Here is a 26,678-nt window from a genome sequence, read left to right as displayed (position 1 = left end):
ATTTCATCCTCGTTCAGATAAAAATCTTCAGCGAAATAAAGGTTACGTATTAATAGTTTTCTCGATGTCGTGACAGGATATTTAAGAGCGCTATCTTAATCCTGCAAGAATTGTTGCAGCTAACCTAATGACAGGCAAGGTAACAAACCCGCCATTCTATATTTTTAAGATTAATATTAAATGAATTAACAGATGATTTTAGGATTTTATTGATGTTGACAATATTTATTTACCCCACTCCACCTGCGATATTTCCTAAATATATTCTTGACATTATTTAGTTTCCGACAGAAACATTACGGCTATTTTAAAGTTATTTTATAGCCGCGTAACAAAGATAAATTGCTCTGCGGCATTGCATTTTTCCGCCGTATTATCCATGATCGAATTGTGACAATTGTCATATTACAGAAGGTATTGCTCTTACTATGGAATGGATTGCCGATCCGTCAATCTGGGCCGGACTGGTAACGTTAATCGTTATCGAACTTGTTCTCGGCATTGATAACCTGGTCTTTATTGCCATCCTCGCTGAAAAACTACCGCCGGGGCAGCGCGACCGCGCGCGCATTACCGGCCTGATACTGGCGATGATCATGCGCCTGCTGCTGCTGGCGTCAATCTCGTGGCTGGTCACCTTGACTAAGCCGCTCTTTAGCGTACAGGCGTTAAGCTTCAGCGCCCGCGATCTGATTATGCTGTTCGGCGGCTTTTTCCTGCTCTTTAAAGCCACCATGGAGCTCAACGAACGGCTGGAAGGGAAAGATAGCGCCAACCCTACCCAGCGTAAGGGGGCGAAATTCTGGGCGGTGGTCGCGCAAATCGTGGTGCTGGACGCTATCTTTTCTCTCGACTCCGTGATTACCGCCGTGGGGATGGTCGATCACCTGGCGGTCATGATGGCGGCAGTGATAATCGCCATTAGCCTGATGCTGCTCGCCAGCAAGTCACTGACCCGATTTGTGAACAACCATCCCACCATTGTCATTTTGTGTCTTAGCTTCCTGCTAATGATCGGCTTTAGCCTGGTAGCGGAAGGGTTTGGTTTCCACATTCCGAAAGGGTATCTGTACGCGGCTATCGGCTTCTCGGTGATGATCGAGGCGCTCAACCAACTGGCTATTTTTAACCGCCGCCGTTTTCTTTCCGCTAACCATACGCTGCGCCAGCGCACAACGGAGGCCGTGATGCGGCTGATTAGCGGTAAAAAAGAGGATGCCGAACTGGATGCGGAAACCGCTGCGATGCTGGCAGACCATGACGACAGCCAGATTTTTAATCCGCAGGAGCGCAGGATGATTGAGCGGGTGCTGAATCTCAACCAGCGCACCGTAAGTAGCATCATGACGTCGCGCCACGATATCGAGCATATCGATCTCAACGCGCCGGAAGCGGGAATCCGCGCTCTGCTGGAAAAGAACCAGCATACGCGTCTGGTCGTGACGGGTGAAAATGAACAGGAAGATTTACTCGGCGTCGTCCACGTCATCGATCTGTTGCAACAATCGCTGCGTGGCGAACCGCTCAACCTGCGGGCGCTGATTCGCCAACCGCTGGTTTTCCCGGAAACATTGCCGCTGCTGCCTGCGCTGGAGCAGTTCCGTAACGCCAGAACCCATTTTGCCTTTGTCGTAGATGAGTTTGGCTCGGTTGAAGGCATTGTGACATTAAGCGATGTCATGGAGACTATTGCCGGTAATCTGCCGAATGAAGTCGAGGAAATTGACGCCCGCCACGATATTCAGAAGAACCCGGACGGTTCCTGGACAGCAAACGGCCATATGCCGCTGGAGGATTTGGTGCAGTACGTGCCGCTACCGCTGGATGAAAAACGGGAATACCATACGATTGCCGGCTTGTTGATGGAATATTTGCAGCGCATACCGCAAACCGGTGAAGAGGTTCAGGTGGGCGATTATTTGCTGAAAACATTGCAGGTAGAAAGCCATCGAGTGCAGAAAGTGCAGTTAATTCCGCTGCATAACGGCGAGCCAGACCCGGAGATGTAACGTCTGTTCGCCTGCCCCGGCCTGCTTACCAGGCAGGCCGGAGGCGCGTTAGCCTCGCCATCCGGCTCTGCCCTTTGGCCAAAAACTAAAGCTTATTCAGCAGCTTCTTCACATCTTTACCGTTGCGGGTATCTTTATTGCGATCCGCCCAGTCGTTGAGCCGACGCTTCGCCTCATCCTGTAAATGCTTGCGCAATAACTGATCCACTTGCAGGGTATAGTTCAGCTCCTGCCACTTGCCATAGACGCGCAGCGGCACCGGCGTCTCTTTCAGGAAGGTGATCAGGTTGCTATTGCCGTTCCAGCCGCCCAGCACACGCAGATTAAATTGCGTATCACAGCTCTGCTTAACCAGATCCAGCGTTCCGCTGCCGGTTAACGCCAGCATAGAAGATTGCCCGACCATGTCGTCGAGCGTCAGCGTGCCCTTATTTAGCGTCAGATCGGTCGTGAAGCGATCCAGTCGGGTCGCATTGTCCATATTTTCCTGCGACTGCTGCGCGTCGCCGCCGCTTCGCTCTACGGCCTGCTGCACCAGTTGCTGGAAATTCATTCCTTCAAGGCGCGTATTGCTCATGTCAACATGCGCTTTTCCTTTCCAGCTATGGCGAAATGCCTCCGCGTCAATATCCGCCCCGGAGAAATCGCCAACCAGCGACATCTTACCGGTCAGGCTAATCGGATAATTGAAGGCTTTCAGGATAGTCCCAATCTCAACATGGTTGAGGCGAGGGTGGAATTCGATGCGCGGACTGGCGGTGCGGGCGTCAAGCGTGCCGGGCAGCGACATCTCTCCGTCGGCCAGTTTCCCCTGCAACTCGGTGATATCCAGCAATCCGGCCTGATTAGACATCTTCGTCGAAACCTGGGTAAAGTCCATTCCCCGCCAGCGAACTGAATCCGCCTGTAAAGCAATCTCCGCCGTAAAGCTTTGCAGCCCCTGATAAGGCGGCGCACCAACACGCGACGCGATAACTGGCCTGGTCAGGGGGAGCGTATTTTGCCCCTGCGACACCGCGCCGCCCGTCTGTGCCACGGTGCTATGATGCGGCAACAGGTTGTCCAGATTAAGCCTGCTGGACCGGAGGTCAATTTGCCATTCCGGCTGCTCCGCCAGCGTTACCTGAACATGCCCGGTCAGAGAACTGTCATTCGCCGTTAAATTTAAGTGGTTAAATGAAAGACGTTTTTGCGCCTCCTGCCACTGCGCCTGCAGTTGTCCCTGCCCCTCAATCCCCTGCGCCGGTAGATCCGCGCCCTGCAATTGCCAGCGCAGTTGCTCAATACCCGCGGTTAAATTATGCGGATAATCGGAAGCATCCACCGTTCCGCTGAACGATAAAGCAAGATCCCGCTGATCGCGGTTCACGCGTCCCGAAAAATCAAACGTGCCGCGATGCTCGGCATCTTGTTCCATATTCAGACGAATATCGCGCACCGTGACCTGATCATCATTTTCATGCTGGAAAACCAGCACGCTGTCGGCAACGCGCAGGCTACGAATATCAAACGACCAGCCGCGATCTTCCGCTACGTCCGGCAAGGTATTATCTTTCGGCGCGACCGGCGCATCATCGCTGCGTACCGCTTCCGTTTGCGGCGTCAGTTGAATCACCCCGCCTTTCAGCATCACCTGCTTAACATGAAGCTGATGACTCAACAGCGGCCATAAAGCGACATCCAGGCGCATATTGTCAGCCCGCACCAGCGGTTCGCTGGCGCCTCGCGCCGTTAGCGTCATTCGCCCGGAAAGGATGCTGAGTTGCGGCCATACGTGCCAGCGCAGCGGCCCGTCCAGTTGCAACTGATATTCACTACGCGCGGCAACCTGCTGCACCATATAGGCGCGGAAATCATTCGGATTGACCAACAATACCAACGCAGAGAATCCGGCCACCAGCACGACCAGGAGAATCATCAGCGTCGTCAGAAATCGTCTCATGCTACCCTCAATGGACCGGCAGTATTGCGCCGAATGGCTCAGTCTTTATCAATCCGGCTGGCAACAGCGCCCTGCTGATCGCGATATTTGGCATCCTGACGGCGGTTATAAGGCCGCGCCGCCGGGCCGGACAGCGGCTCAAAGCTCAGCGCGCCGATGAGCATACCCGGACGCAACGCCAGCGGCAGCTTCCCGGAGTTGTAAAACTCAAGCACAATGCAGCCCGACCAGCCGGGATCGATACGGTGCGCCGTCACATGCACCATCAGTCCCAGACGCGCCAGCGAGGAACGACCATCCAGCCAGCCCACTAAATCCGGCGGCAGGGTAACGGATTCAAAGGTGACAGCCAGCGCCAACTCGCCCGGATGCAGATAAAATGCCTCGCCGTCCGGCAAAACGATTTCATCGCTCATCACGCGATCCAGCGCCGCGCTGACCTCATCTTTCGGCCCGCTCAGATCGATAAACGCCGCCGTATGGCCACGGAAGGTTCGAAATTTATTGCCAAGACGTACATCGACCGTCGCGCCGTTAATGCGCTCTACGGGAGGTCGCGGGGTGATAGACAAACGGCCTTCATCCAGCCAGGCTTCAATATCTCGGTCGCATAAACGCATGGCACTTTCTCCTTTCGCGCATCAAGCCCTTAAATCAAGCACATCAAGGGCTAACCTGGTTATCACTGAACGGTACACAATTCGCCAGATTTATTCAAAGAACTGGCTGATTTTCGCTTTCAGAATATCAATAGCGATGCGGTTTTTACCGCCGCGCGGCACGATAATATCCGCATATTGTTTGGAAGGCTCAATAAATTGCAGGAACATCGGACGTACCGTTTTCTGATATTGCGCCATCACCGAATCCATTGAGCGACCACGCTCGTTCACATCGCGTTTGATACGGCGCATCAAACAGATATCCAGCGGCGTATCGACAAAAATAGAGAAGTTCATCTCTTCACGCAAACGCGCGTCGGTCAGTAACAGAATACCTTCAAGAATAATCACTTTCTTCGGTTCTACGCGAACCGTTTCCTGCATACGGGTATGCTCAACATAACTGTATACCGGTAATTCAATCGCCGAACCGCGCTTGAGCGCCTGAAGATGCTGAAATAGCAGGCTGTGATCCATCGCATTCGGATGGTCATAGTTAGTTTTTACGCGTTCTTCCATCGACAGATGGCTTTGATCTTTGTAATAACTGTCTTCGGGAATAACGCCAATATGTTCGTCACCCACTTGTTCACGCAATTCGCGGTAAAGGGTACTGGCAATAAGACTCTTGCCGGAAGCCGATGCGCCAGCGATACCGATAATGACGCACTGATGAGACTGATCAGTCATAAATTTAGCGACCTGATTAACCTGGATGTAAGGAAGGGGGGCGCCGAAACGCCAAACGCGGCAATTATAGGGATTTCAGCAGCGCGATACCAGTCCGGCGCTATGCCACGGTGAATTTGTTGGCGGCGCATTCGACGTCGCGACGTAAAAGCGTTCAGTTTTAACGCGGACAGCGGATTTATCGACCCGTCTGGAGGAGGAGGAATACGCCGGGAGCCACAATTTATATTCAGCCAGCGTATAAATCATTACGCGTTTATACTAGCATAATCACAGAGTAAACTGACGCGTCCGGTATTCCGCGACGTTACCGGCGATTCGGATAGAGTGGTAATGAGTAAACCATCCCAACATGTTTTCGTTACCGTCCCCCACCCGCTATTGCGTCTGGTCAGTTTAGGCCTGGTCGCGTTTGTCTTTACGCTCTTTTCGCTCGTATTATCGCGTGTCGGCACCCAACTGGCGCCGCTGTGGTTCCCCACCTCCATTATGATGGTCGCGTTTTACCGCCATGCGGGCCGTCTGTGGCCAGGGATCGCGGTCGCCTGCTCGCTCGGCAGCATCGGCGCCTCCCTGATTTTATTTCCTGCCGCCTCGCTTAACTTTAGCTGGACGGCAATAAATATTATCGAGGCGGCCACTGGCGCGATACTGCTGCGAAAACTGCTCCCCAGCTACAACCCCTTACAAAATTTGAATGACTGGTTTCGTCTGGCTATCGGCAGCGCCGTGATTCCGCCGCTACTCGGCGGCCTGTTATTTTGGCTGATAGCGCCGGAAGCGGTCGCCTCGAAAGCGTTTCTGATTTGGGTATTATCGGAAGCCATCGGCGCGCTGACGCTGGTGCCGTTAGGTTTACTGTTTAAACCACACTATCTGTTGCGTCATCGCGACCCGCATCTGTTGCTGGAAACGCTATTGACGCTGGTCATTACGCTGGCGCTAAGCTGGCTCGCTATGCGCTATATTCCGTGGCCGTTTACGTGCGTTATCGTCCTGTTGATGTGGAGTGCGGTGCGCCTGCCGCGAATGGAGGCGTTTTTAATTTTTTTAGCTACCGTTATCGTGGTCTCGCTCATGCTGGCCAATGACCCCACGCTGCTCGCCACGCCGAAAACCGACGTGATGGTCAATATGCCGTGGCTACCTTTTTTAATGATCCTGCTGCCTGCCAATATGATGACGATGGTGATGTACGCGTTTCGCACGGAACGTAAACATATCACCGAGAGCGAATCCCGCTTTCGCAACGCGATGGAGTATTCCGCCATTGGTATGGCGCTGGTCGGTACGGAGGGTCAGTGGCTACAGGTCAATAAATCTCTGAGCCATTTTCTTGGCTATAGCCAGGATGAATTACGCACGATGACATTTCAGCAATTGACCTGGCCGGAAGACCTGAATAACGACCTTGAACAGCTAAACATGCTGGTGCGCGGCGACATCAATAGCTATTCCATGGAAAAACGCTACTACACCCGCAACGGCGATGTCGTCTGGGCGCTACTGGCCGTCTCGCTGGTTCGTCATAAAGACAATCAACCTCTCTATTTTATTGCTCAGATTGAAGATATTAACGATCTCAAGCAAAGCGAGCAGGAAAACCAGCGGTTGATGGAACGTATTACACAAGCGAACGACGCGCTGTTTCAGGAAAAAGAACGGTTGCACATCACGCTTGACTCTATCGGAGAAGCGGTGGTGTGTATTGATGTCGCGATGAATATCACCTTTATGAACCCGATCGCCGAGAAGATGAGCGGCTGGCGGCAAGAGGATGCTTTAGGCGCGCCATTATTAACGGTTCTGCGCATTACGTCAGGTGATAAGGGGCCGCTGCTGGAGGATATTTATCGCGCCGACAGGTCGCGATCGGACATGGAACAGGAGATAGTGCTCCATTGTCATAACGGCGGTAGCTACGATATTCATTACAGTATCACGCCGCTCAGTACGCTTGACGGCGATAAGATTGGTTCGGTTCTGGTTATCCAGGACGTTACCGAATCACGAAAAATGTTACGCCAGCTCAGCTACAGCGCAACGCATGACGCCCTCACCCATCTTGCCAACCGCGCCAGTTTTGAAAAACAGCTTCAACAGCGCCTGCAAACAATACAGGAATCGCCTCAACATCATGCGCTGGTGTTTATCGATCTGGACCGTTTTAAAGCGGTTAACGACAGCGCGGGACATGCCGCTGGCGATGCCTTATTGCGCGAGCTCGCATCACTGATGCTCAGTATGCTTCGCTCCGGCGATCTCCTGGCCCGTCTGGGTGGCGATGAGTTTGGCCTGTTGCTGCCGGATTGTAATAGTGACAGCGCGCGCTTTATCGTGACGCGGCTTATCAACGCCGTTAATGAATATCACTTTATGTGGGAAGGACGCCTGCATCGGATCGGCGCCAGCGCCGGGATCACAATGATAAATGGACATAACTGCCAGCTCACAGAGGTCATGTCTCAGGCCGATATTGCCTGCTACGCCGCGAAAAATAGCGGTCGCGGCCGTCTGACCGTGTACGAACCGCAGCACGCATTAACCTCCTCAAAGGGAATGATGCCGCTGGAAGAACAGTGGCATATGATTAAAAATAACCACCTGCTGATGCTTGCCAGAAACGTCGCGCCGCCGCGTACGCCGGAGGCCACCAGCTTTTGGCTGGTCTCACTCAGGCTGTGGACCAGCGAAGGGGAAGTGTTGGAAGAGCGCGCGTTCCGGGCAGGGTTAGCCGACTCCGCGCTGCATCACGCGCTTGACCGACGGGTATTCCATGAGTTTTTCCACCATGCGGCGACCGCCGTCGCCAGCAAGGGATTAAGCGTTGCGCTGCCGCTGTCCGCCGCGGGATTATACAGCGCGACCCTTATTGATGAGCTGCTGGAACAACTGGAGCATAGCCCACTGCCGCCACGGTTATTACATCTGATTATCCCGGCTGACGTTATCGTTAAGCAGGCGCAGACCGCCGCTGCGACTCTGCGAAAACTGCGGCAACGCGGCTGCCAGGTGATTCTCAGCCATGTCGGGCGCGATTTACAGCTGTTTAATTTACTGCCCCCGCATATCGTCGATTATTTACTGCTGGATAGCGACCTTATCGCCAACGTTCATGAAAGTTTAATGGATGAAATGCTGACCTCGATCATCCAGGGACACGCCCAGCATCTGGACATCAAAACGCTCGCCGGGCCGGTACAAAACCCACAGGTGCTGGATACGCTCTCCCGTATTGGCGTGGATCTGATTTATGGCGACACTATCGCCGAAGCGCAACCGTTGGATTTGTTACTGAATACCAGCTATTTCGCTATCCATTGACGGTTGCCAGCCGTGGGTATACCAGATATGCAGTAGCGCGTAGGAACGCCACGGTTTCCAGCGCTCCGCGTAGCGACGGATCTGCGCGGGCGTCATCCCGGCGAAGCGCTGCTTAATTAAGTAATCATCGGGCAAAAAGATATCTTTTGCCTGCCAACCGCGCAGGGCGAAATAGTTCGCCGTCCAGCGGCCAATTCCCGGAAACGTTTGTAAATTTTTAACGCTCTGCTCAATATCCGGCGGCGCGGCGAGCGCCAGTTTTCCCGCCAGCGTCGCCTGCGCCAGATGAATCAGCGCTTCGGCGCGCCGCAGCGGCATCCCCAGAGCTTTAAGCGCCAGCGGATCGGCCAACGCCAGCGTTTCCGGACCGGGAAAACAGACATAATCGGTCGCATCCGGCAACGCCTCGCCATAGCGGCGCGCCACTTTCGCCGTCAACCTTGCCGCCATCGCGACACTCACCAGTTGCCCCAATATCGCCCGCACGCCCTGTTCAAACGTATCAACCGATCCCGGTAAACGCAGCCCCGGTCTGTCCTCGCCCAGTGGCCCCAGCACGGCGGCAACCTGCGCGGGCTGGCAGTCAAGATCAAACAGACGCGAAACTTTCGCCAGACACGCCGGCGCGACGGGAAGTAATCCGGCGCTCACGCTAACCTGCACAGTGTGGGTGGGCAGATGGGGCCTCACGCTGACCAGTCCGCGATGCTCGCCCACCACCAGGCTGCGCGCATAAAAGCCCTCGCCTACTGTTTCCACGCCGTCCACCGCACGCGCGGCAAGAAAGCCCAACATCCACGACCAGTCGTAAGGCGGCTGCCAGCTCAGGGTAAACATACTTTTCTCCTTTATTTGACCTTTCAGCATAAACGCTAATCGCACGTAACGCCTTGCTTTCATATTCCAGTTGTCGCCGCGACGACATTTCGCTAAAGTCACGCCCCTTCTTCACTGGCATGGGGATTTTAAGGTGTTTATAGGATTTGATTACGGTACGGCAAACTGCTCGGTCGCCATTATGCGCGACGGGCATCCACAGTTGCTGACAATGGAGAATAACAGCGCATTACTGCCGTCTATGCTGTGCGCGCCGACGCGCGAAGCGGTGAGCGAGTGGCTGTATCGCCATCATGATGTGCCGGCAACGGACGACGAAACCCAGGCGCTGCTGCGCCGCGCGATACGCTACAACCGCGAGGAAGATATTGAGGTTGGCGCGCAAAGCGTACAGTTTGGTCTGGCGTCGCTGGCGCACTATATTGACGATCCCCAGGAGGTCTGGTTTGTCAAATCGCCGAAATCCTTTTTAGGCGCCAGCGGCCTGAAACCGCAGCAGGTCGCGCTGTTTGAAGATTTGGTCTGCGCCATGATGGTACATATTCGTCATACGGCGCACAGCCAATTGCCGGAGGCCATTACCCAGGCGGTGATCGGTCGCCCGATCAACTTTCAGGGACTCGGCGGCGATGACGCGAACCGCCAGGCGCAGGGTATTCTGGAGCGGGCGGCAAAACGCGCCGGTTTTCAGGAGGTGGTATTCCAGTACGAACCGGTTGCGGCGGGCCTGGACTACGAAGCTACGCTGCGGGAAGAGAAGCGTGTGCTGGTCGTGGATATTGGCGGCGGCACCACCGACTGTTCCATGCTGCTGATGGGGCCGCAGTGGCGTCAGCGCGCCAATCGTGAAAGCAGCCTGTTGGGGCACAGCGGTTGCCGCGTGGGCGGAAACGATCTGGATATCGCGCTGGCCTTTAAAAATCTGATGCCTTTGCTGGGCATGGGCGGCGAAACCGAAAAAGGCATCGCCCTGCCGGTGCTGCCGTGGTGGAATGCCGTGGCGATTAACGACGTCCCGGCGCAAAGCGATTTTTACAGTAGCGCGAATGGTCGTCTGTTGAACGATTTGGTTCGCAACGCGCGTGAAGCAGACAAGGTCGCGTTGCTGCTCAAGGTCTGGCGTCAACGGCTTAGTTACCGCCTGGTACGCTGCGCGGAAGAGAGCAAAATCGCCCTTTCCGGCCAGGCGGATGTTACGGCGAGGCTGCCATTTATCAGCGACGACCTGGCGGTCGCTATCAGCCAGCAAGGACTGGAAGCGGCGCTGGATCAACCGCTGGCGCGTATTCTGGAACAGGTGCAACTGGCGCTGGACAGCGCGCAGGAAAAACCGGATGTCATCTATCTGACCGGCGGCAGCGCCCGTTCGCCATTGATTAAAAAAGCGCTTTCCGAACAGTTACCGGGCATACCCGTCGCTGGCGGCGATGATTTCGGCTCCGTCACCGCAGGACTGGCTCGCTGGGCAGAGGTCGTTTTCCGCTAAGCGCCTCGCAAGCCCAGCGCTGATGGATTGACATTATTCTTGATGTGGCTTAACGTCAGGAGTGAGGGTTAGGGAGGATTCCTCCTCCCCCTGGTGTCTTAGTAAGCCTGGAAGCTAATCACTAAGAGTATCACCAGTATGATGACTACCTTCATCATAACCCTTTCCTTATTTTGGCCCCTTCCTCGGGAGGGGCTTTCCCGTTTCAGCGTCCTGCTGAAATCGGTGGCTTACCTTTATTGCCGTGCCGCCACTTTACCGCACTCCGGCGCGTTAACGATTTTCACCGATGAGAGTTGCGTAGCGCCTCGCAAAGCGGGTCGCCATTCAGAATAATCCCGACCGTGTTCCATAATTCCTCCATTTTTCTCCCTTCCCTGCTGACTACAATAGAGGGAGCAACATTCCGCAAAACGTTTCAGGATGAGAAACTTATACCGATGAAAGGCAGTAATACTTTCCGCTGGGCAATAGCGATTGGGGTTGTAGTAGCCGCCGCCGCATTCTGGTTCTGGCATAGCCGTAGCGAAAGCCCGACCGCCGCGCCGGGCGTCGCCGCGCAAGCGCCGCATACCGCCGCCGCAGGTCGCCGCGGTATGCGCGACGGCCCTCTGGCGCCGGTACAGGCCGCGACCGCGACCACGCAAGCCGTACCGCGCTATCTGAGCGGGCTGGGTACCGTGACCGCCGCGAATACCGTTACGGTGCGTAGCCGCGTGGACGGTCAACTCATCGCCCTGCACTTTCAGGAAGGTCAGCAGGTCAACGCAGGCGATCTGCTGGCGCAAATCGATCCCAGCCAGTTTAAGGTCGCCCTGGCGCAGGCTCAGGGACAGTTGGCGAAAGATAACGCTACGCTGGCGAATGCGCGTCGTGATCTGGCGCGCTATCAACAACTGGCAAAAACCAATCTGGTTTCCCGTCAGGAACTGGATGCGCAACAGGCGCTGGTCAACGAAACCCAGGGAACCATTAAAGCGGATGAAGCTAATGTCGCCAGCGCGCAGTTACAGCTCGACTGGAGTCGTATCACGGCCCCGGTCTCGGGACGCGTGGGTCTGAAACAGGTGGATGTCGGCAACCAGATTTCCAGCAGCGATACCGCAGGTATTGTCGTCATTACGCAAACGCACCCGATTGATCTCATTTTTACTCTGCCGGAAAGCGATATCGCGACCGTGGTTCAGGCGCAGAAAGCGGGGAAAACGCTGGTCGTAGAAGCCTGGGATCGGACTAACTCGCACAAATTGAGCGAAGGTGTGTTGCTCAGTCTGGACAACCAGATTGATCCCACGACGGGAACGATCAAAATTAAAGCGCGCTTTACCAATCAGGACGATACGCTGTTCCCCAATCAATTTGTGAACGCCCGGATGTTGGTCGATACCGAACAAAATGCCGTTGTGGTGCCTGCCGCGGCGGTGCAAATGGGCAATGAGGGCCACTTTGTGTGGGTGCTGAACGACGAAAATAACGTCAGCAAGAAGCGGGTAAAAATCGGTATTCAGAATAACCAAAACGTGGTGATCAGCGCAGGCTTGTCGGCAGGCGATCGCGTCGTTACAGATGGTATTGATCGGCTGACGGAAGGTGCAAAAGTCGAGGTCGTTGAGCCGCAAACCACCGTGGCGGATGAAAAATCCCCTTCCCGCCATGAAGGTCAAAAAGGAGCGCGCGCCTGATGCAGGTATTACCTCCGGGCAGCACAGGCGGCCCCTCGCGTCTGTTTATTCTGCGCCCCGTGGCCACCACTCTGCTGATGGCGGCGATTTTACTCGCCGGGATTATCGGCTATCGCTTCCTGCCCGTCGCCGCTTTGCCGGAGGTCGACTACCCCACTATTCAGGTTGTTACGCTCTACCCTGGCGCCAGCCCGGATGTCATGACCTCCGCCGTCACCGCGCCGCTTGAGCGCCAGTTCGGCCAGATGTCAGGACTGAAGCAGATGTCGTCGCAAAGTTCCGGCGGCGCATCGGTGGTGACGCTACAGTTTCAGTTGACGCTGCCGCTGGACGTTGCCGAGCAGGAAGTACAGGCGGCGATTAACGCAGCCACCAATTTATTGCCTTCCGACCTGCCGAATCCGCCGATTTATAGCAAAGTCAATCCGGCGGACCCGCCGATTATGACGCTTGCCGTCACCTCAAACGCGATGCCGATGACCCAGGTAGAGGACATGGTAGAAACCCGCGTGGCGCAGAAGATCTCGCAGGTCTCCGGCGTCGGACTGGTGACGCTTGCCGGCGGGCAGCGCCCTGCGGTGCGTGTAAAACTGAATGCTCAGGCTATCGCCGCGCTCGGTCTGACCAGCGAAACGGTCCGTACCGCAATTACCGGCGCCAACGTCAACTCGGCGAAAGGCAGTCTGGATGGCCCCGAACGGGCGGTGACGCTTTCTGCTAACGATCAGATGCAGTCTGCCGACGAATACCGCAGGCTTATCATCGCGTATCAAAACGGCGCGCCGGTACGGCTGGGCGATGTCGCCACCGTCGAACAGGGGGCGGAAAATAGCTGGCTCGGCGCATGGGCGAATCAAGCGCCGGCTATCGTGATGAATGTTCAACGCCAGCCTGGCGCCAATATCATTGCGACAGCGGACAGCATTCGCCAGATGCTGCCCCAGCTTACCGAAAGCCTGCCGAAATCGGTGAAGGTCACGGTCCTGTCCGATCGCACCACCAATATTCGCGCTTCCGTGCGCGATACCCAGTTTGAACTGATGCTGGCGATCGCGCTGGTCGTCATGATTATCTATCTGTTTTTACGTAATATTCCCGCCACAATTATTCCCGGCGTCGCCGTACCGCTGTCGCTTATCGGCACCTTTGCGGTGATGGTGTTTTTGGATTTTTCCATTAATAACCTGACGCTGATGGCGCTCACTATCGCCACGGGTTTCGTGGTGGACGATGCGATTGTGGTGATCGAGAACATCTCGCGCTACATCGAAAAAGGAGAAAAACCGCTGGCGGCGGCGCTCAAAGGCGCGGGCGAAATCGGCTTTACCATTATTTCCCTCACCTTTTCACTGATTGCGGTGCTGATCCCGTTGCTCTTTATGGGCGATATTGTTGGTCGACTGTTCCGCGAATTTGCGGTGACGTTGGCGGTAGCGATTTTAATCTCCGCCGTCGTCTCTTTGACGCTCACGCCCATGATGTGCGCGCGTATGCTCAGCCAGCAATCTCTGCGTAAACAAAACCGCTTTTCCCGCGCCTGCGAGCGGATGTTTGACCGCGTGATCGCCAGCTACGGACGCGGATTAGCGAAAGTGCTCAACCATCCGTGGCTTACATTGAGCGTGGCATTCGCCACGCTCCTGCTTAGCGTTATGCTGTGGATAGTCATCCCGAAAGGGTTCTTTCCGGTACAGGATAACGGCATTATCCAGGGGACGCTGCAGGCGCCGCAATCGTCATCGTATGCCAGTATGGCGCAACGTCAGCGCCAGGTGGCGGAGCGGATATTACAGGACCCGGCGGTGCAAAGCCTGACGACTTTTGTTGGCGTAGACGGCGCTAACCCCACGCTGAATAGCGCGCGCCTGCAAATTAACCTCAAGCCGCTGGATGCGCGTGATGACCGCGTGCAGCAGGTGATCTCCCGGCTGCAAACCGCCGTGGCGACGATTCCCGGCGTGGCGCTGTATCTCCAGCCGACGCAGGATTTAACCATCGACACGCAGGTCAGCCGCACGCAGTATCAGTTTACCCTGCAGGCCACGACACTCGATGCGCTCAGCCACTGGGTGCCAAAACTGCAGAACGCGCTACAGTCGTTACCACAGCTTTCCGAGGTAAGCAGCGACTGGCAAGATCGAGGATTAGCGGCCTGGGTGAATGTCGACCGCGACAGCGCCAGCCGTCTGGGTATCAGCATGGCGGATGTGGATAACGCACTCTACAACGCGTTCGGACAACGCCTGATTTCAACGATTTATACCCAGGCGAACCAGTACCGCGTCGTGCTGGAACATAATACCGCCAGCACGCCGGGCCTGGCGGCGCTGGAGACGATTCGCCTGACGAGCCGCGACGGCGGCAGCGTACCGCTCAGCGCGATTGCCCGCATTGAGCAGCGCTTCGCTCCGCTCTCCATCAATCATTTAGATCAGTTCCCGGTCACGACATTTTCGTTTAACGTGCCGGAGGGCTATTCGCTCGGCGATGCGGTGCAGGCGATTCTCGATACGGAAAAAACGCTCGCCCTGCCAGCGGATATTACAACGCAGTTTCAGGGCAGTACGCTCGCCTTCCAGGCGGCGCTGGGCAGCACCGTCTGGCTTATTGTCGCCGCCGTGGTGGCGATGTATATCGTGCTCGGCGTGCTGTATGAGAGTTTTATCCATCCGATCACGATTCTCTCAACGCTGCCTACGGCGGGCGTCGGCGCGCTGCTGGCGCTGATCATCGCTGGTAGCGAGCTCGATATTATCGCCATTATCGGCATTATTTTGCTGATCGGCATCGTGAAGAAAAACGCCATCATGATGATTGACTTCGCCCTCGCCGCCGAACGCGAACAGGGGATGAGCCCGCGCGACGCTATCTTCCAGGCCTGTCTGCTGCGTTTTCGACCGATTCTGATGACCACGCTGGCGGCGTTGCTCGGGGCATTGCCATTAATGTTGAGTACCGGCGTTGGCGCGGAATTACGTCGCCCGTTGGGGATCGCGATGGTGGGCGGCCTACTGGTCAGCCAGGTATTAACTCTGTTTACCACACCGGTGATTTATCTCCTGTTTGACCGCCTGTCGCTGTACGTGAAAAGTCGCTTTCCGCACAATAAAGAGGAGGCGTAGATGCGCTTTTTCGCCCTTTTCATCTACCGCCCGGTCGCCACCATTTTGATTGCCGCCGCCATTACGCTGTGCGGCATTCTGGGCTTTCGTCTGCTGCCGGTCGCTCCGCTGCCGCAGGTCGATTTCCCGGTGATTATGGTTAGCGCCTCGCTGCCGGGCGCCTCGCCGGAAACCATGGCTTCGTCAGTGGCGACGCCGTTGGAACGCTCTTTGGGACGCATTGCAGGCGTCAATGAAATGACTTCCAGCAGCTCGCTCGGCAGTACGCGCATTATTCTCGAATTTAATTTCGATCGTGATATTAACGGCGCGGCGCGCGACGTGCAGGCCGCCATTAACGCCGCGCAAAGCTTGTTGCCAGGCGGAATGCCCAGCCGCCCGACTTATCGCAAGGCCAACCCGTCCGACGCGCCGATTATGATTTTAACGCTCACCTCGGAGAGCTGGTCACAGGGCAAACTGTATGATTTCGCCTCTACCCAACTGGCGCAAACCATCGCGCAAATTGACGGCGTCGGCGATGTTGACGTCGGCGGCAGCTCCCTGCCCGCAGTACGTGTAGGCTTAAACCCGCAGGCGCTCTTTAACCAGGGCGTCTCGCTGGATGAGGTCCGCGAAGCGATCGACAGCGCCAACGTACGCCGACCGCAAGGCGCAATTGAAGATAGCGTCCACCGCTGGCAAATCCAGACCAACGACGAACTGAAAACCGCCGCCGAATACCAGCCGCTGATTATTCACTATAACAACGGCGCGGCGGTACGCCTGGGCGACGTCGCCAGCGTCACCGACTCGGTGCAGGATGTCCGTAACGCCGGGATGACGAACGCTAAACCCGCTATTTTGTTGATGATCCGCAAGCTGCCGGAGGCCAATATTATTCAGACGGTCGACGGCATCCGGGCAAAACTGCCGGAACTGCGGGCAATGATCCCCGCCGCTATCGATTTACAAATCGCCCAGGATCGTTCGCCGACGATTCGCGCGTCGCTGCAAGAGGTAGAAGAGACGCTGGCTATCTCTGTCGCGCTGGTGATCCTGGTGGTGTTTTTATTCCTGCGTTCCGGGCGCGCCACGCTAATCCCCGCCGTCGCCGTTCCCGTTTCGCTCATCGGCACCTTCGCCGCCATGTATCTGTGCGGCTTCAGCCTCAACAATCTGTCGCTGATGGCGCTGACTATCGCGACCGGATTTGTCGTTGATGATGCCATTGTGGTGCTGGAAAATATCGCCCGCCATCTGGAGGCGGGAATGAAACCTTTGCAGGCGGCATTACAGGGTACGCGGGAAGTCGGGTTTACGGTCATCTCCATGAGTCTGTCGCTGGTGGCGGTATTTCTGCCGCTGCTGTTAATGGGCGGTCTGCCAGGGCGATTATTACGGGAATTCGCCGTTACCCTCTCGGTGGCGATTGGCATTTCGCTGGTGGTCTCGCTCACGCTGACGCCGATGATGTGCGGCTGGATGCTTAAATCAAGCAAACCGCGCACCCAACCGCGTAAACGGGGCGTTGGCCGTTTGCTGGTCGCCTTGCAACAGGGTTACGGCACGTCGTTAAAATGGGTGCTTAACCATACGCGTCTTGTCGGTGTGGTTTTTCTTGGCACCATTGCGCTGAACATCTGGCTTTATATCGCCATCCCTAAAACATTCTTTCCGGAGCAGGACACCGGCGTGTTGATGGGCGGTATTCAGGCTGACCAGAGCATCTCTTTCCAGGCCATGCGCGGCAAGCTGCAGGATTTTATGAAAATTATTCGCGACGATCCGGCGGTGAATAATGTCACTGGTTTTACCGGCGGCTCGCGGGTGAATAGCGGCATGATGTTTATTACGCTGAAGCCGCGCGGCGAGCGCAAAGAGACGGCGCAGCAAATCATTGATCGACTGCGGGTCAAACTGGCAAAAGAACCCGGCGCCAGGCTGTTTCTGATGGCGGTACAGGATATTCGCGTCGGCGGGCGGCAGGCTAACGCCAGTTATCAATACACATTGCTGTCTGACTCCCTGGCGGCGCTGCGCGAGTGGGAGCCGAAAATACGCAAAGCGCTCTCGGCCCTGCCGCAACTGGCGGACGTAAACTCCGACCAGCAGGATAACGGCGCGGAGATGAACCTTATCTACGACCGCGACACCATGTCACGACTGGGCATTGATGTTCAGGCCGCAAACAGTCTGTTAAATAATGCTTTCGGCCAGCGGCAAATTTCCACCATTTATCAGCCGATGAACCAGTATAAAGTGGTGATGGAAGTCGATCCGCGCTATAGCCAGGATATCAGCGCGCTGGAGAAAATGTTTGTTATCAACAGCGACGGAAAAGCGATCCCCCTCTCTTATTTCGCCCAATGGCGGCCCGCCAATGCGCCGCTGTCGGTGAACCATCAGGGACTTTCCGCGGCGTCCACGATTGCCTTTAACCTGCCGACCGGCACATCGTTATCGCAGGCGACGGAGGCCATTAATCGCACCATGACGCAGCTTGGCGTCCCCCCGACGGTACGCGGCAGTTTTTCCGGAACGGCGCAAGTGTTCCAGCAGACCATGAATTCGCAGCTTATTTTGATAGTGGCGGCGATCGCTACCGTCTACATTGTGCTGGGGATACTGTACGAAAGTTACGTCCATCCGCTGACCATTCTCTCTACTCTGCCATCGGCGGGCGTTGGGGCGCTTCTGGCGCTGGAACTCTTCAATGCCCCTTTCAGCCTAATCGCCCTGATAGGGATCATGCTATTAATTGGCATTGTGAAGAAAAACGCCATTATGATGGTCGATTTTGCGCTTGAAGCGCAACGAAGCGGCGGCCTGACGCCGGAACAAGCCATTTTCCAGGCCTGCTTGTTACGCTTCCGTCCAATAATGATGACCACGCTGGCGGCGCTGTTCGGCGCACTGCCATTGGTGTTATCTGGCGGAGACGGTTCGGAATTACGGCAGCCGTTGGGGATAACCATTGTCGGCGGTTTGGTCATGAGCCAGCTCCTGACGCTCTATACCACGCCGGTGGTGTACCTCTTTTTCGATCGTCTGCGACTGCGTTTTTCGCGTAAAAATAGCAAACCGGTAGTAGAGATATGACAGAACTTCCTGACAACACCCGCTGGCAACTCTGGATTGTGGCATTCGGCTTTTTTATGCAGTCGCTGGATACCACCATCGTCAACACTGCGCTGCCCTCCATGGCGAAAAGCCTGGGGGAAAGCCCGCTGCATATGCACATGGTAGTGGTGTCATATGTTCTTACCGTCGCCGTGATGCTCCCCGCCAGCGGCTGGCTGGCAGACAAAATCGGCGTGCGTAATATCTTCTTTGCCGCCATTGTGCTGTTCACGCTGGGTTCGCTGTTTTGCGCCCTTTCCGGCACGCTTAATCAACTGGTATTAGCGCGGGTTTTACAAGGCGTAGGCGGCGCGATGATGGTGCCGGTCGGACGCCTGACGGTCATGAAAATCGTGCCGCGCGCGCAATATATGGCGGCGATGACCTTCGTCACCCTGCCGGGTCAGATCGGGCCGTTACTCGGCCCCGCGCTGGGCGGGGTGCTGGTGGAATATGCTTCATGGCACTGGATCTTTCTGATCAATATCCCGGTGGGAATTGTCGGCGCTATGGCAACCTTTATGCTGATGCCAAACTACACCATAGAGACCCGGCGCTTTGATCTGCCGGGGTTCCTGCTGTTAGCTATCGGCATGGCGGTACTCACGCTGGCGCTGGACGGTAGTAAAAGCATGGGGATCTCGCCCTGGACATTAGCCGGACTTGCTGCGGGCGGCGCGGCAGCCATTCTGCTCTATCTCTTCCATGCCAAAAAAAACTCAGGCGCGTTATTCAGCCTGCGATTGTTCCGCACGCCCACGTTTTCACTGGGGTTGCTGGGCAGTTTTGCCGGGCGTATCGGCAGCGGTATGCTGCCGTTTATGACGCCGGTCTTTTTACAAATTGGTCTTGGTTTTTCACCGTTTCATGCCGGTTTGATGATGATTCCCATGGTGCTGGGCAGCATGGGAATGAAGCGGATTGTAGTGCAGATAGTTAACCGTTTTGGCTATCGTCGGGTTCTGGTGGCGACCACGCTCGGACTGGCATTGGTTAGCCTGTTGTTTATGTCGGTCGCGCTGCTCGGCTGGTATTATCTCCTGCCGCTGGTACTGCTTTTGCAGGGAATGGTGAACTCGGCGCGCTTTTCTTCCATGAATACCTTAACGCTAAAAGACCTTCCCGATACGCTGGCCAGCAGCGGCAATAGCTTATTATCGATGATTATGCAGCTCTCGATGAGTATCGGCGTCACTATTGCCGGAATGCTGCTGGGTATGTTTGGCCAACAGCATATCGGGATAGACAGTAGCGCCACACATCACGTCTTTATGTACACCTGGTTATGTATGGCGGTTATTATCGCGCTACCGGCGATAATTTTTGCCCGCGTGCCGAACGATACACAGCAAAACATGGTCATTTCACGGCGTAAAAGGAGCCTGTAATGAAAGTCTGGCGGCCCGGAATCACCGGCAAGCTGTTTCTGGCGATCTTCGCCACCTGCATCGTGCTGCTGATCAGTATGCATTGGGCCGTGCGCGTCAGTTTTGAACGCGGATTTATTGACTATATCAAACACGGCAACGAGCAGCGGCTACAAATGCTGGGCGATGCGCTGGGCGACCAGTACCAGCAACACGGCAACTGGCGTTTTTTACGTAACAATGATCGCTTCGTTTTCCAGATTTTGCGTTCATTTGAGCATGACAACGACCGGGATAAACCCGGCCCCGGTATGCCGCCGCACGGTTGGCGCACCCAGTTCTGGGTCGTCGATCAAAATGGCCGGGTGCTGGTCGGCCCACGCGGTCCGGTGCCGCATGACGGTACTCGCCGCCCCATTCTGGTCAATGGCGTCGAAGTCGGCGCGATTATCGCCTCGCCTGTCGAGCGGCTGACGCGCAATACGGATATTAATTTTGATATGCAGCAGCGGCGCGCCAGTTGGATGATCGTGGCGTTATCAACGTTGCTGGCCGCGCTGGCGACATTTTTGCTGGCGCGTGGCCTGCTCGCCCCGGTCAAACGGTTGGTCGAGGGTACGCACAGGCTGGCGGCGGGGGATTTTACCACGCGCGTGACCCCAACCAGCGCCGATGAGCTGGGAAAACTGGCGCAGGACTTTAACCAGCTTGCCAGCACGCTGGAAAAAAACCAGCAGATGCGCCGCGACTTTATGGCGGATATTTCCCACGAACTGCGCACGCCGCTGGCGGTATTGCGCGGCGAACTGGAAGCCATTCAGGATGGCGTTCGCCAGTTCACGCCAGAATCGGTTACCTCGCTACAGGCGGAAGTCGGTACGCTTACCAAACTGGTTGACGACCTGCATCAGCTGTCGTTGTCTGACGAAGGCGCGCTGGCTTACCAAAAAACGACCGTCGATCTTGTTCCCCTGTTGGAAGTCGCTGGCGGCGCGTTCAGAGAGCGCTTTACCAGCCGGGGGCTAACGTTACATTACGCGTTGCCGGATAGTATGACCGTCTTCGGCGACCCGGATCGCCTGATGCAACTGTTTAATAATCTGCTGGAAAACAGTCTGCGCTACACCGACAGCGGCGGTGGCCTGCATATTTCCGCCGAACAACGCGACAAATCATTATTCCTGACCTTTGCCGATTCTGCACCGGGCGTCAGCGATGAACAGTTACAAAAGCTTTTTGACCGTTTTTACCGCACGGAAGTGTCCCGTAACCGCGCCAGCGGCGGTTCTGGACTGGGGCTGGCGATATGCGTCAATATTGTACACGCGCATAACGGTCATCTTCACGCCGCTCATTCGCCTTTTGGCGGGGTTAGCATTACAGTAGAGTTACCGCTGGATCGCGATTTACAGAGAGAAGTATGACTGAATTACCCATTGATGAAAACACGCCGCGCATTTTGATTGTTGAAGATGAACCCAAGCTGGGACAGCTGCTTATTGACTACTTACGCGCGGCGAGTTACGCCCCCACGCTCATCAATCATGGCGACAAGGTACTGCCGTATGTGCGTCAAACGCCGCCGGATCTGATCCTGCTGGATCTGATGCTGCCGGGTACCGATGGTCTGACGCTATGCCGGGAGATTCGCCGTTTTTCCGACATCCCCATTGTGATGGTCACGGCCAAAATCGAAGAGATCGACCGGCTGCTGGGGCTGGAAATCGGCGCCGATGATTATATCTGTAAGCCTTACAGCCCACGCGAAGTCGTGGCCCGCGTGAAAACCATTTTGCGCCGCTGTAAACCGCAGCGCGAACTCCAGCAGCAGGATGCCGAAAGCCCGTTAATGATTGATGAAAGCCGCTTTCAGGCCTCCTGGTGTGGTAAAGCGCTGGATTTAACCCCCGCTGAATTCCGCCTGCTAAAAACCTTATCGCTTGAACCGGGTAAAGTTTTTTCCCGCGAGCAGTTGTTAAACCACCTCTACGACGACTACCGTGTGGTGACCGATCGTACTATCGACAGCCACATTAAAAACCTGCGCCGTAAACTGGAATCGCTGGATGCCGAACAGTCATTTATCCGCGCGGTCTACGGGGTGGGATATCGCTGGGAAGCGGATGCGTGTCGCCTGGTATAATGATTATTGGCATAACAATAACAAGGTCGTAAGACGATATTTTCCGCCAACGCTATTCTGGCGGAATTAACACACTGCCCTCTTTCCTTTGGCCGAGCGGTATCCCGAAAACCATGACGAACGCGATCGGGGACAATAAATTATTTGGCCGCTCTTTTTAGTTTACCGATATACTGTGAGTATTTTTTTAAACTTATTGCGCATCAATTCATTAAGTGAATCTAAAAATACATAAACATAATACCAGCTTAATTATACATGGATTTTTATGACAGAAACGTCATCTCACCGCTATAAACCACGCAATATAATAAATGCGCCAAATGTAAAATCGTCTATTTTTTCACGGAGCCAACAACGCGGCGACAGCGAGAATATCCAGCGCTGGTTAAGCAACCATTTTTATCGTTGGATCATTGGTGACTTTCCCCATGTTTATCCTGTGCGCTCCGTCGCCGATTATGTCGTTTATTTTAGCGCTGATGCAGAAATCCCCGCCTGGCTGGCGCCAAAGCTGGGTGGCGATGAGCGCTTTTACTACCTTAACGTTCAGCACCCGCAACTTGTGGCAATGGAAAGAGATTTAGTGGAATTTCTTTCGCGTCAGGAAGGAACGCGGCTGGAAACTAAACTGCAGCGCATCAACTGCTTTACCGTGCTGGCAATGCGCGAAGCGGAGCATCAAAAAATGCAGCGCCTGCGTGAACAGGGTTGGTATCCCTCCAACAGCGAGGCGCTAAAACCGGTGATGGCGGTGAATAACGGTGTACTGGTTGAGCTTGATGCAACAAACCCCGGCCTGCGCAGTGAGATGGCGTATGAATCCTGGCATATGCAACACTGCGTCGGAGATTTTGATAATAAAGGCGCGCTTTCCGGCGGCTACGGCGATTACTACGCCCGGCAAATGGAACAACAAAAACTTCGCCTGTTCAGCCTGCGCGACGACAATAATATTCCCCACGTCACAATAAGCCTGGTGGTTGGTAATAACGGCCTGAGTATTGATCAGATTAAAGGTAAGCAAAATCGCCATCCTATTAAGAAATATGCTAACGATGTTTTATCTCTATTACGCCATCTGCAACCACTTCCTGAGCGCCACGCCGATTGCGAAGGGATGGGAATAGTTTATGAATCGACGCCGGAATATTCAGGTTGGAAATTTATTACGCATATTCATGACCTCAATTTTCTGCTCAATGTGCTGCATGACAATTTTCATTTAATGGAACACTTCCCCACTCCCCCGGTAGCTTTACAGTGGCTGCTGCTGCACAGCGCCCCGGAGGCACTGCGCTACCTTCAGGTTGTTGATCCTAACGTGGCGACGGCTGCGGAAATGCTGTTTCCACGACATGAATGGCACCCTACGCTTGCCGGGAAAAACACCAGTAGCGAACCTTTCGAAATTGAAAGCCTGACGCTACAAACCACGCGTTACCTCCCTGTCATCAAGGAGGTGCAATAATGTTCTGGATTGTTCTTATTATTGCCGCCCTATTTTTTAGCTGGCGCAACTACAAAAAAAACAAACCGCTGATTGCGGCCCGTATCGCCGAGGAGAAAGAAAAAGATCGCCTGAAAGACCTGCGTCGCGATACCCGACGGCGGCAATGGGCGCTGGCGCTAGCTGATATCCTCGCCCGGCGCAACGGGCTACCGATCAAAGGCGTTGAGCTGGTATTTAAACTTGACGATGACAAACGCCGCTATCTGGCGCAGCAGGTAAAAAAAGAGCTGGGCTTGAGCGAAAACCTCGACGGCGCGGCGTTACGCCACAAGGTTGAGGATATCTTACGCCGCTGGCCTGCGGGCATCGGCAGCTCGCCGCGCACGTTTTATCATCATCTGGCGGCCCAGGGCCAGGTCCGCGACGCGCTGGCCTTCGACTGTATGCGCACCGCCTTTCTGACCCGCTGTATCGCCGGGCTCGGCTGGTGTAACGAAAACGAGGCCTGGCTGGTGCTATTGCTCAACGCCCAGCGCGCTCAGGACTGTTTTGATTCCTGGGAGGATTACGCCACCGCCTACGTTCGCGCTCGCCGGGTATGGCTCACGCTACGTGACACGCCAACAGCGCTTGCCGGACGGGATTTACAGGAAGCCACCCATTATCTGCAAGACCCTGTCAGCCGCTGGCGACAACTGCCGTGGAATGAATTCAAAATTTTCGAGCCGATTTAAAGGACTATTTATGGAACAGGATGATCGTCTGCTCAACGCTATGTTTGAGATGTGCAACCACAAAAATCCCCTCAATGACGGGCAACGAGAGTGGCATATCGCCGATATTCCCGGCCTGCTGCGCGAAGAACGCTATGACGAACTGGACGAACGCTACAACCAGGCGCTGACGGAGAGCTTTACCAGCCGCGAAGCGGAAAAGCGCTATTTCTTCGCCTGGAATCAAATGGACAACCCTTTTTACGATATGAACACGCTGGTTGAGGCTGGGCCGCAAGGATTAGCGCTGATCAAAAACTGGCAGCGCGCTCGTCCCCGCTCCACTCACGCCTGGCTTGCCGAGGCGCAATACTGGAATCACCGTGCGTGGCTTTACCGCAGCTATGGCTGGGCGAGAGAAACCACCCGAGCGATGTGGATCTGCGCTGCCGCCTGCAACGAACGGATGGTCATCGCCGCGCTCAATGCTATCGACTGTGAACCGCGCCAGTGGATGGCGGCGGCCCTGACCAGCACCAACTCAAAAGTCTTCGGCCAGCCCGAGTGGCTGGTTGAGTTCCTCGTGGGCGCGGATGTTGCCGGGCAGCCATTAATGGAAGATCTGGCTGAATATCATCGCCATTCACCGCAGGAGGTGGACGCGCTGATGGCCCATTCCGGGCTGTCGTTTACCGACGCGGTTTGCCCAAATTTGCCGCGCCCGTCCGTGCTGCCGGAGTGCAATGACGATGCCGGGCAAAAATACTGGCTCGCCGTCTGCCTGGCTATTTTCCCGACGGCATTTTACGTGCTGGATGAATATATCCCGTTTCGAATGCCACGCTGGAGAGGGTCTCACGAGGAAATCCGCGAATTTCTGGAATCAAGCGTATGCGATCACCTTTCTGCCGCAGAACGTGAACATCTGGAGCTATTGATCTGGTGGGACGATCACCGCGATCTGCGCATCAAAGAGGTTGACTCCCCGGCAGAACAGGAACGCATTATCGCCAAAGCCGAAGAGATTAGCCTGCGAGCACATATCCAGGAATCTCGCCACAACGCGCTGGAGTGGCTGCGGGCCTGCTATAGCGATCTGGACGATAATGACGCGCTCTGGCGAACCCTTCAGCGTTCGATCGTGGAAAAAGTTAAGCTCAACAATTACTTCTTTGATGACACGATAAAGTTCGCCCTGCGCGATTTTCCTGACACCTGGTGGATGTATAATTTTCTCTGTCAGAATGCGCAGCAAACGGAATTCGCAGTGCCGAAAATCCGTCGTGGCTACTTTCAGTACGCCGGGTTATTGGGTTTCGAAAAGGATGAGGCGCAAGGCCTCGCCTGGCTCGATAGCGTCGCCGACATTCAATATAACCATAACTGGCGGGCGGCGATTAAAAATTTCAACTGGTTCGGGCTCCCGGAACATTTCGTGCCGCTGGCAGAGCTGGGCGCACAAAGAAATATACCCGCCGCGCTAAACCTGCTGGGCCTTGAACACAATAATAAAGAGAACAACGGCCTACTACCTTACGATCCTGCCATCGCGTTAGGGTATTTTCAGCGCGCGGCGGAGATTTTGCACCGGCAGTTAGCGCTGCGCGAGAGCACCCCGTACAAATTAATAGATAACGGAGGCTATACCGACTATGAAAATAACCTGCAAAATATTCATTTCAGCATTGGCATCTGCAACCAGCGTCTGAGTAAACAAGAACCTGATACCGAAAAACGTTCCGCTTATGAAAAAGAACTACTCGATAATCTCTGGCTGGCGCATCAGTTCGGGCATAAAGAGGCCTGGGGCTTGTTCCTGCTGAATATTTTTGAAGTGAAGGATATTACGCTGGCGCATAAGCATCTGGAACTGGTGCAACAAGAGGCCAACAAAGGCACGCTACATGCTATGGTGACCCTATCGCGCCTGCACGGTAATAAACACGATCGAACGCTGTTTAATATGAAGCTAAGCGCACGCTGGGCGCATTTTGCCTTCACGCTTTACCCGGATAATGAAATCGTTATGGACTGCCTGGACCACCTGCATTTCGATTCTTTCTGGAAACGCTTTCGTTTCGCCTGGTATACCGTCCGCATCCCGAATTCAGAGCTGCCGGGACAGGTCAACTCAATGGTGTAATGG

17 protein-coding genes are annotated in these 26,678 nt (G+C 55.1%); 12 read left to right on the top strand and 5 right to left on the bottom strand.

Going from position 1 to position 26,678, the window contains the following annotated elements:
- Positions 1 to 428: 428 nt before the first annotated feature.
- Complete coding sequence (locus tag QEN32_RS08190) at positions 429 to 2,009, top strand: TerC family protein (protein WP_265322285.1); 1,581 nt, start codon at positions 429 to 431, stop codon at positions 2,007 to 2,009.
- A gap of 85 nt (positions 2,010 to 2,094) precedes the next feature.
- Here QEN32_RS08190 and asmA read toward each other — a convergent pair whose 3' ends face one another.
- The 3 genes from asmA to udk all read right to left on the bottom strand — a co-directional run bounded on the left by asmA (position 2,095) and on the right by udk (position 5,303).
- Entirely contained in the window at positions 2,095 to 3,951 is a 1,857-nt protein-coding gene (gene asmA / locus QEN32_RS08185; RefSeq protein ID WP_023195397.1) for an outer membrane assembly protein AsmA, read from the bottom strand.
- A 38-nt stretch (positions 3,952 to 3,989) separates the two neighbouring features.
- Positions 3,990 to 4,571 (bottom strand): dCTP deaminase, encoded by a 582-nt coding sequence (dcd, locus tag QEN32_RS08180; protein ID WP_001234783.1) that lies wholly within the window; start codon positions 4,569 to 4,571, stop codon positions 3,990 to 3,992.
- 90 nt (positions 4,572 to 4,661) lie between these two features.
- The gene (udk, locus tag QEN32_RS08175; protein ID WP_000132082.1) at positions 4,662 to 5,303 is read right to left on the bottom strand and encodes a uridine kinase; all 642 of its coding nucleotides are present in this window, start codon (positions 5,301 to 5,303) and stop codon (positions 4,662 to 4,664) included.
- 333 nt (positions 5,304 to 5,636) lie between these two features.
- On the opposite strand from udk, the gene QEN32_RS08170 reads away from it, so the two are divergent.
- A complete protein-coding gene (locus tag QEN32_RS08170; RefSeq protein WP_265322284.1) occupies positions 5,637 to 8,627 on the top strand; it encodes an MASE1 domain-containing protein in 2,991 nt (996 codons plus the stop codon).
- On the opposite strand, the gene alkA is transcribed toward QEN32_RS08170, so the two are convergent.
- Entirely contained in the window at positions 8,595 to 9,464 is an 870-nt protein-coding gene (gene alkA, locus QEN32_RS08165; RefSeq protein WP_094897105.1) for a DNA-3-methyladenine glycosylase 2, read from the bottom strand. The two genes, QEN32_RS08170 and alkA, sit on opposite strands and share 33 nt — an antisense overlap.
- A 133-nt stretch (positions 9,465 to 9,597) precedes the next feature.
- Here alkA and yegD point away from each other — a divergent pair, with 133 nt between their 5' ends.
- On the top strand, positions 9,598 to 10,950 hold the full coding sequence (gene yegD / locus QEN32_RS08160) for a molecular chaperone (RefSeq protein ID WP_094897102.1): 1,353 nt from the start codon (positions 9,598 to 9,600) through the stop codon (positions 10,948 to 10,950).
- A 98-nt stretch (positions 10,951 to 11,048) separates the two neighbouring features.
- Here the strand turns inward: yegD and ibsA are convergent, their stop codons facing one another.
- On the bottom strand, positions 11,049 to 11,108 hold the full coding sequence (gene ibsA, locus QEN32_RS08155) for a type I toxin-antitoxin system Ibs family toxin (RefSeq protein ID WP_001805500.1): 60 nt from the start codon (positions 11,106 to 11,108) through the stop codon (positions 11,049 to 11,051).
- Between the two features lie 282 nt (positions 11,109 to 11,390).
- Between ibsA and mdtA the strand changes: the two genes are divergently transcribed.
- From mdtA to QEN32_RS08110, 9 genes are all read left to right on the top strand, one after another.
- On the top strand, positions 11,391 to 12,632 hold the full coding sequence (gene mdtA / locus QEN32_RS08150; RefSeq protein WP_023181959.1) for a multidrug efflux RND transporter subunit MdtA: 1,242 nt from the start codon (positions 11,391 to 11,393) through the stop codon (positions 12,630 to 12,632).
- Positions 12,632 to 15,754, top strand: a complete 3,123-nt coding sequence (mdtB, locus tag QEN32_RS08145) for a multidrug efflux RND transporter permease subunit MdtB (RefSeq protein WP_265322283.1) — start codon at positions 12,632 to 12,634, stop codon at positions 15,752 to 15,754. The genes mdtA and mdtB overlap by 1 nt, the downstream gene beginning before the upstream one ends.
- On the top strand, positions 15,755 to 18,835 hold the full coding sequence (mdtC, locus tag QEN32_RS08140; RefSeq protein WP_061383568.1) for a multidrug efflux RND transporter permease subunit MdtC: 3,081 nt from the start codon (positions 15,755 to 15,757) through the stop codon (positions 18,833 to 18,835).
- The gene (locus tag QEN32_RS08135) at positions 18,832 to 20,244 is read left to right on the top strand and encodes an MFS transporter (RefSeq protein ID WP_000137818.1); all 1,413 of its coding nucleotides are present in this window, start codon (positions 18,832 to 18,834) and stop codon (positions 20,242 to 20,244) included. The genes mdtC and QEN32_RS08135 overlap by 4 nt, the downstream gene beginning before the upstream one ends.
- Positions 20,244 to 21,647, top strand: coding sequence for a two-component system sensor histidine kinase BaeS (gene baeS, locus QEN32_RS08130; RefSeq protein WP_000870081.1), 1,404 nt, complete (start codon positions 20,244 to 20,246; stop codon positions 21,645 to 21,647). Before QEN32_RS08135 ends, baeS begins: the two co-directional genes overlap by 1 nt.
- Positions 21,644 to 22,366 (top strand): two-component system response regulator BaeR, encoded by a 723-nt coding sequence (baeR, locus tag QEN32_RS08125; RefSeq protein ID WP_000137854.1) that lies wholly within the window; start codon positions 21,644 to 21,646, stop codon positions 22,364 to 22,366. The genes baeS and baeR overlap by 4 nt, the downstream gene beginning before the upstream one ends.
- A 268-nt stretch (positions 22,367 to 22,634) precedes the next feature.
- Complete coding sequence (locus tag QEN32_RS08120) at positions 22,635 to 23,837, top strand: cytoplasmic protein (protein ID WP_265322282.1); 1,203 nt, start codon at positions 22,635 to 22,637, stop codon at positions 23,835 to 23,837.
- Positions 23,837 to 24,553 carry a DUF1266 domain-containing protein gene (locus QEN32_RS08115; protein WP_000498587.1) on the top strand — a complete coding sequence of 239 codons (717 nt, stop codon included), beginning with the start codon at positions 23,837 to 23,839 and terminating at the stop codon, positions 24,551 to 24,553. Before QEN32_RS08120 ends, QEN32_RS08115 begins: the two co-directional genes overlap by 1 nt.
- Before the next feature lie 10 nt (positions 24,554 to 24,563).
- On the top strand, positions 24,564 to 26,675 hold the full coding sequence (locus tag QEN32_RS08110) for a DUF4034 domain-containing protein (RefSeq protein ID WP_265322281.1): 2,112 nt from the start codon (positions 24,564 to 24,566) through the stop codon (positions 26,673 to 26,675).
- Positions 26,676 to 26,678: the final 3 nt, after the last annotated feature.

The sequence above is a fragment of the Salmonella sp. SA14318 genome, assembly GCF_029866905.1.
GTDB classification, from domain to species: Bacteria; Pseudomonadota; Gammaproteobacteria; order Enterobacterales; family Enterobacteriaceae; genus Salmonella; species Salmonella enterica.
Note: the sequence above shows the minus strand (reverse complement) of the source record. Positions and strands in the feature narration are given on the sequence as shown.

Coding starts and splice junctions, on each gene's coding strand:
- QEN32_RS08190 (WP_265322285.1), top strand. CDS start 429: ATGGAATGGATTGCCGATCCGTCAATCTGGGCCGGACTGGTAACGTTA.
- asmA (WP_023195397.1), bottom strand. CDS start 3,951: ATGAGACGATTTCTGACGACGCTGATGATTCTCCTGGTCGTGCTGGTG.
- dcd (WP_001234783.1), bottom strand. CDS start 4,571: ATGCGTTTATGCGACCGAGATATTGAAGCCTGGCTGGATGAAGGCCGT.
- udk (WP_000132082.1), bottom strand. CDS start 5,303: ATGACTGATCAGTCTCATCAGTGCGTCATTATCGGTATCGCTGGCGCA.
- QEN32_RS08170 (WP_265322284.1), top strand. CDS start 5,637: ATGAGTAAACCATCCCAACATGTTTTCGTTACCGTCCCCCACCCGCTA.
- alkA (WP_094897105.1), bottom strand. CDS start 9,464: ATGTTTACCCTGAGCTGGCAGCCGCCTTACGACTGGTCGTGGATGTTG.
- mdtA (WP_023181959.1), top strand. CDS start 11,391: ATGAAAGGCAGTAATACTTTCCGCTGGGCAATAGCGATTGGGGTTGTA.
- mdtB (WP_265322283.1), top strand. CDS start 12,632: ATGCAGGTATTACCTCCGGGCAGCACAGGCGGCCCCTCGCGTCTGTTT.
- mdtC (WP_061383568.1), top strand. CDS start 15,755: ATGCGCTTTTTCGCCCTTTTCATCTACCGCCCGGTCGCCACCATTTTG.
- QEN32_RS08135 (WP_000137818.1), top strand. CDS start 18,832: ATGACAGAACTTCCTGACAACACCCGCTGGCAACTCTGGATTGTGGCA.
- baeS (WP_000870081.1), top strand. CDS start 20,244: ATGAAAGTCTGGCGGCCCGGAATCACCGGCAAGCTGTTTCTGGCGATC.
- baeR (WP_000137854.1), top strand. CDS start 21,644: ATGACTGAATTACCCATTGATGAAAACACGCCGCGCATTTTGATTGTT.
- QEN32_RS08120 (WP_265322282.1), top strand. CDS start 22,635: ATGACAGAAACGTCATCTCACCGCTATAAACCACGCAATATAATAAAT.
- QEN32_RS08115 (WP_000498587.1), top strand. CDS start 23,837: ATGTTCTGGATTGTTCTTATTATTGCCGCCCTATTTTTTAGCTGGCGC.
- QEN32_RS08110 (WP_265322281.1), top strand. CDS start 24,564: ATGGAACAGGATGATCGTCTGCTCAACGCTATGTTTGAGATGTGCAAC.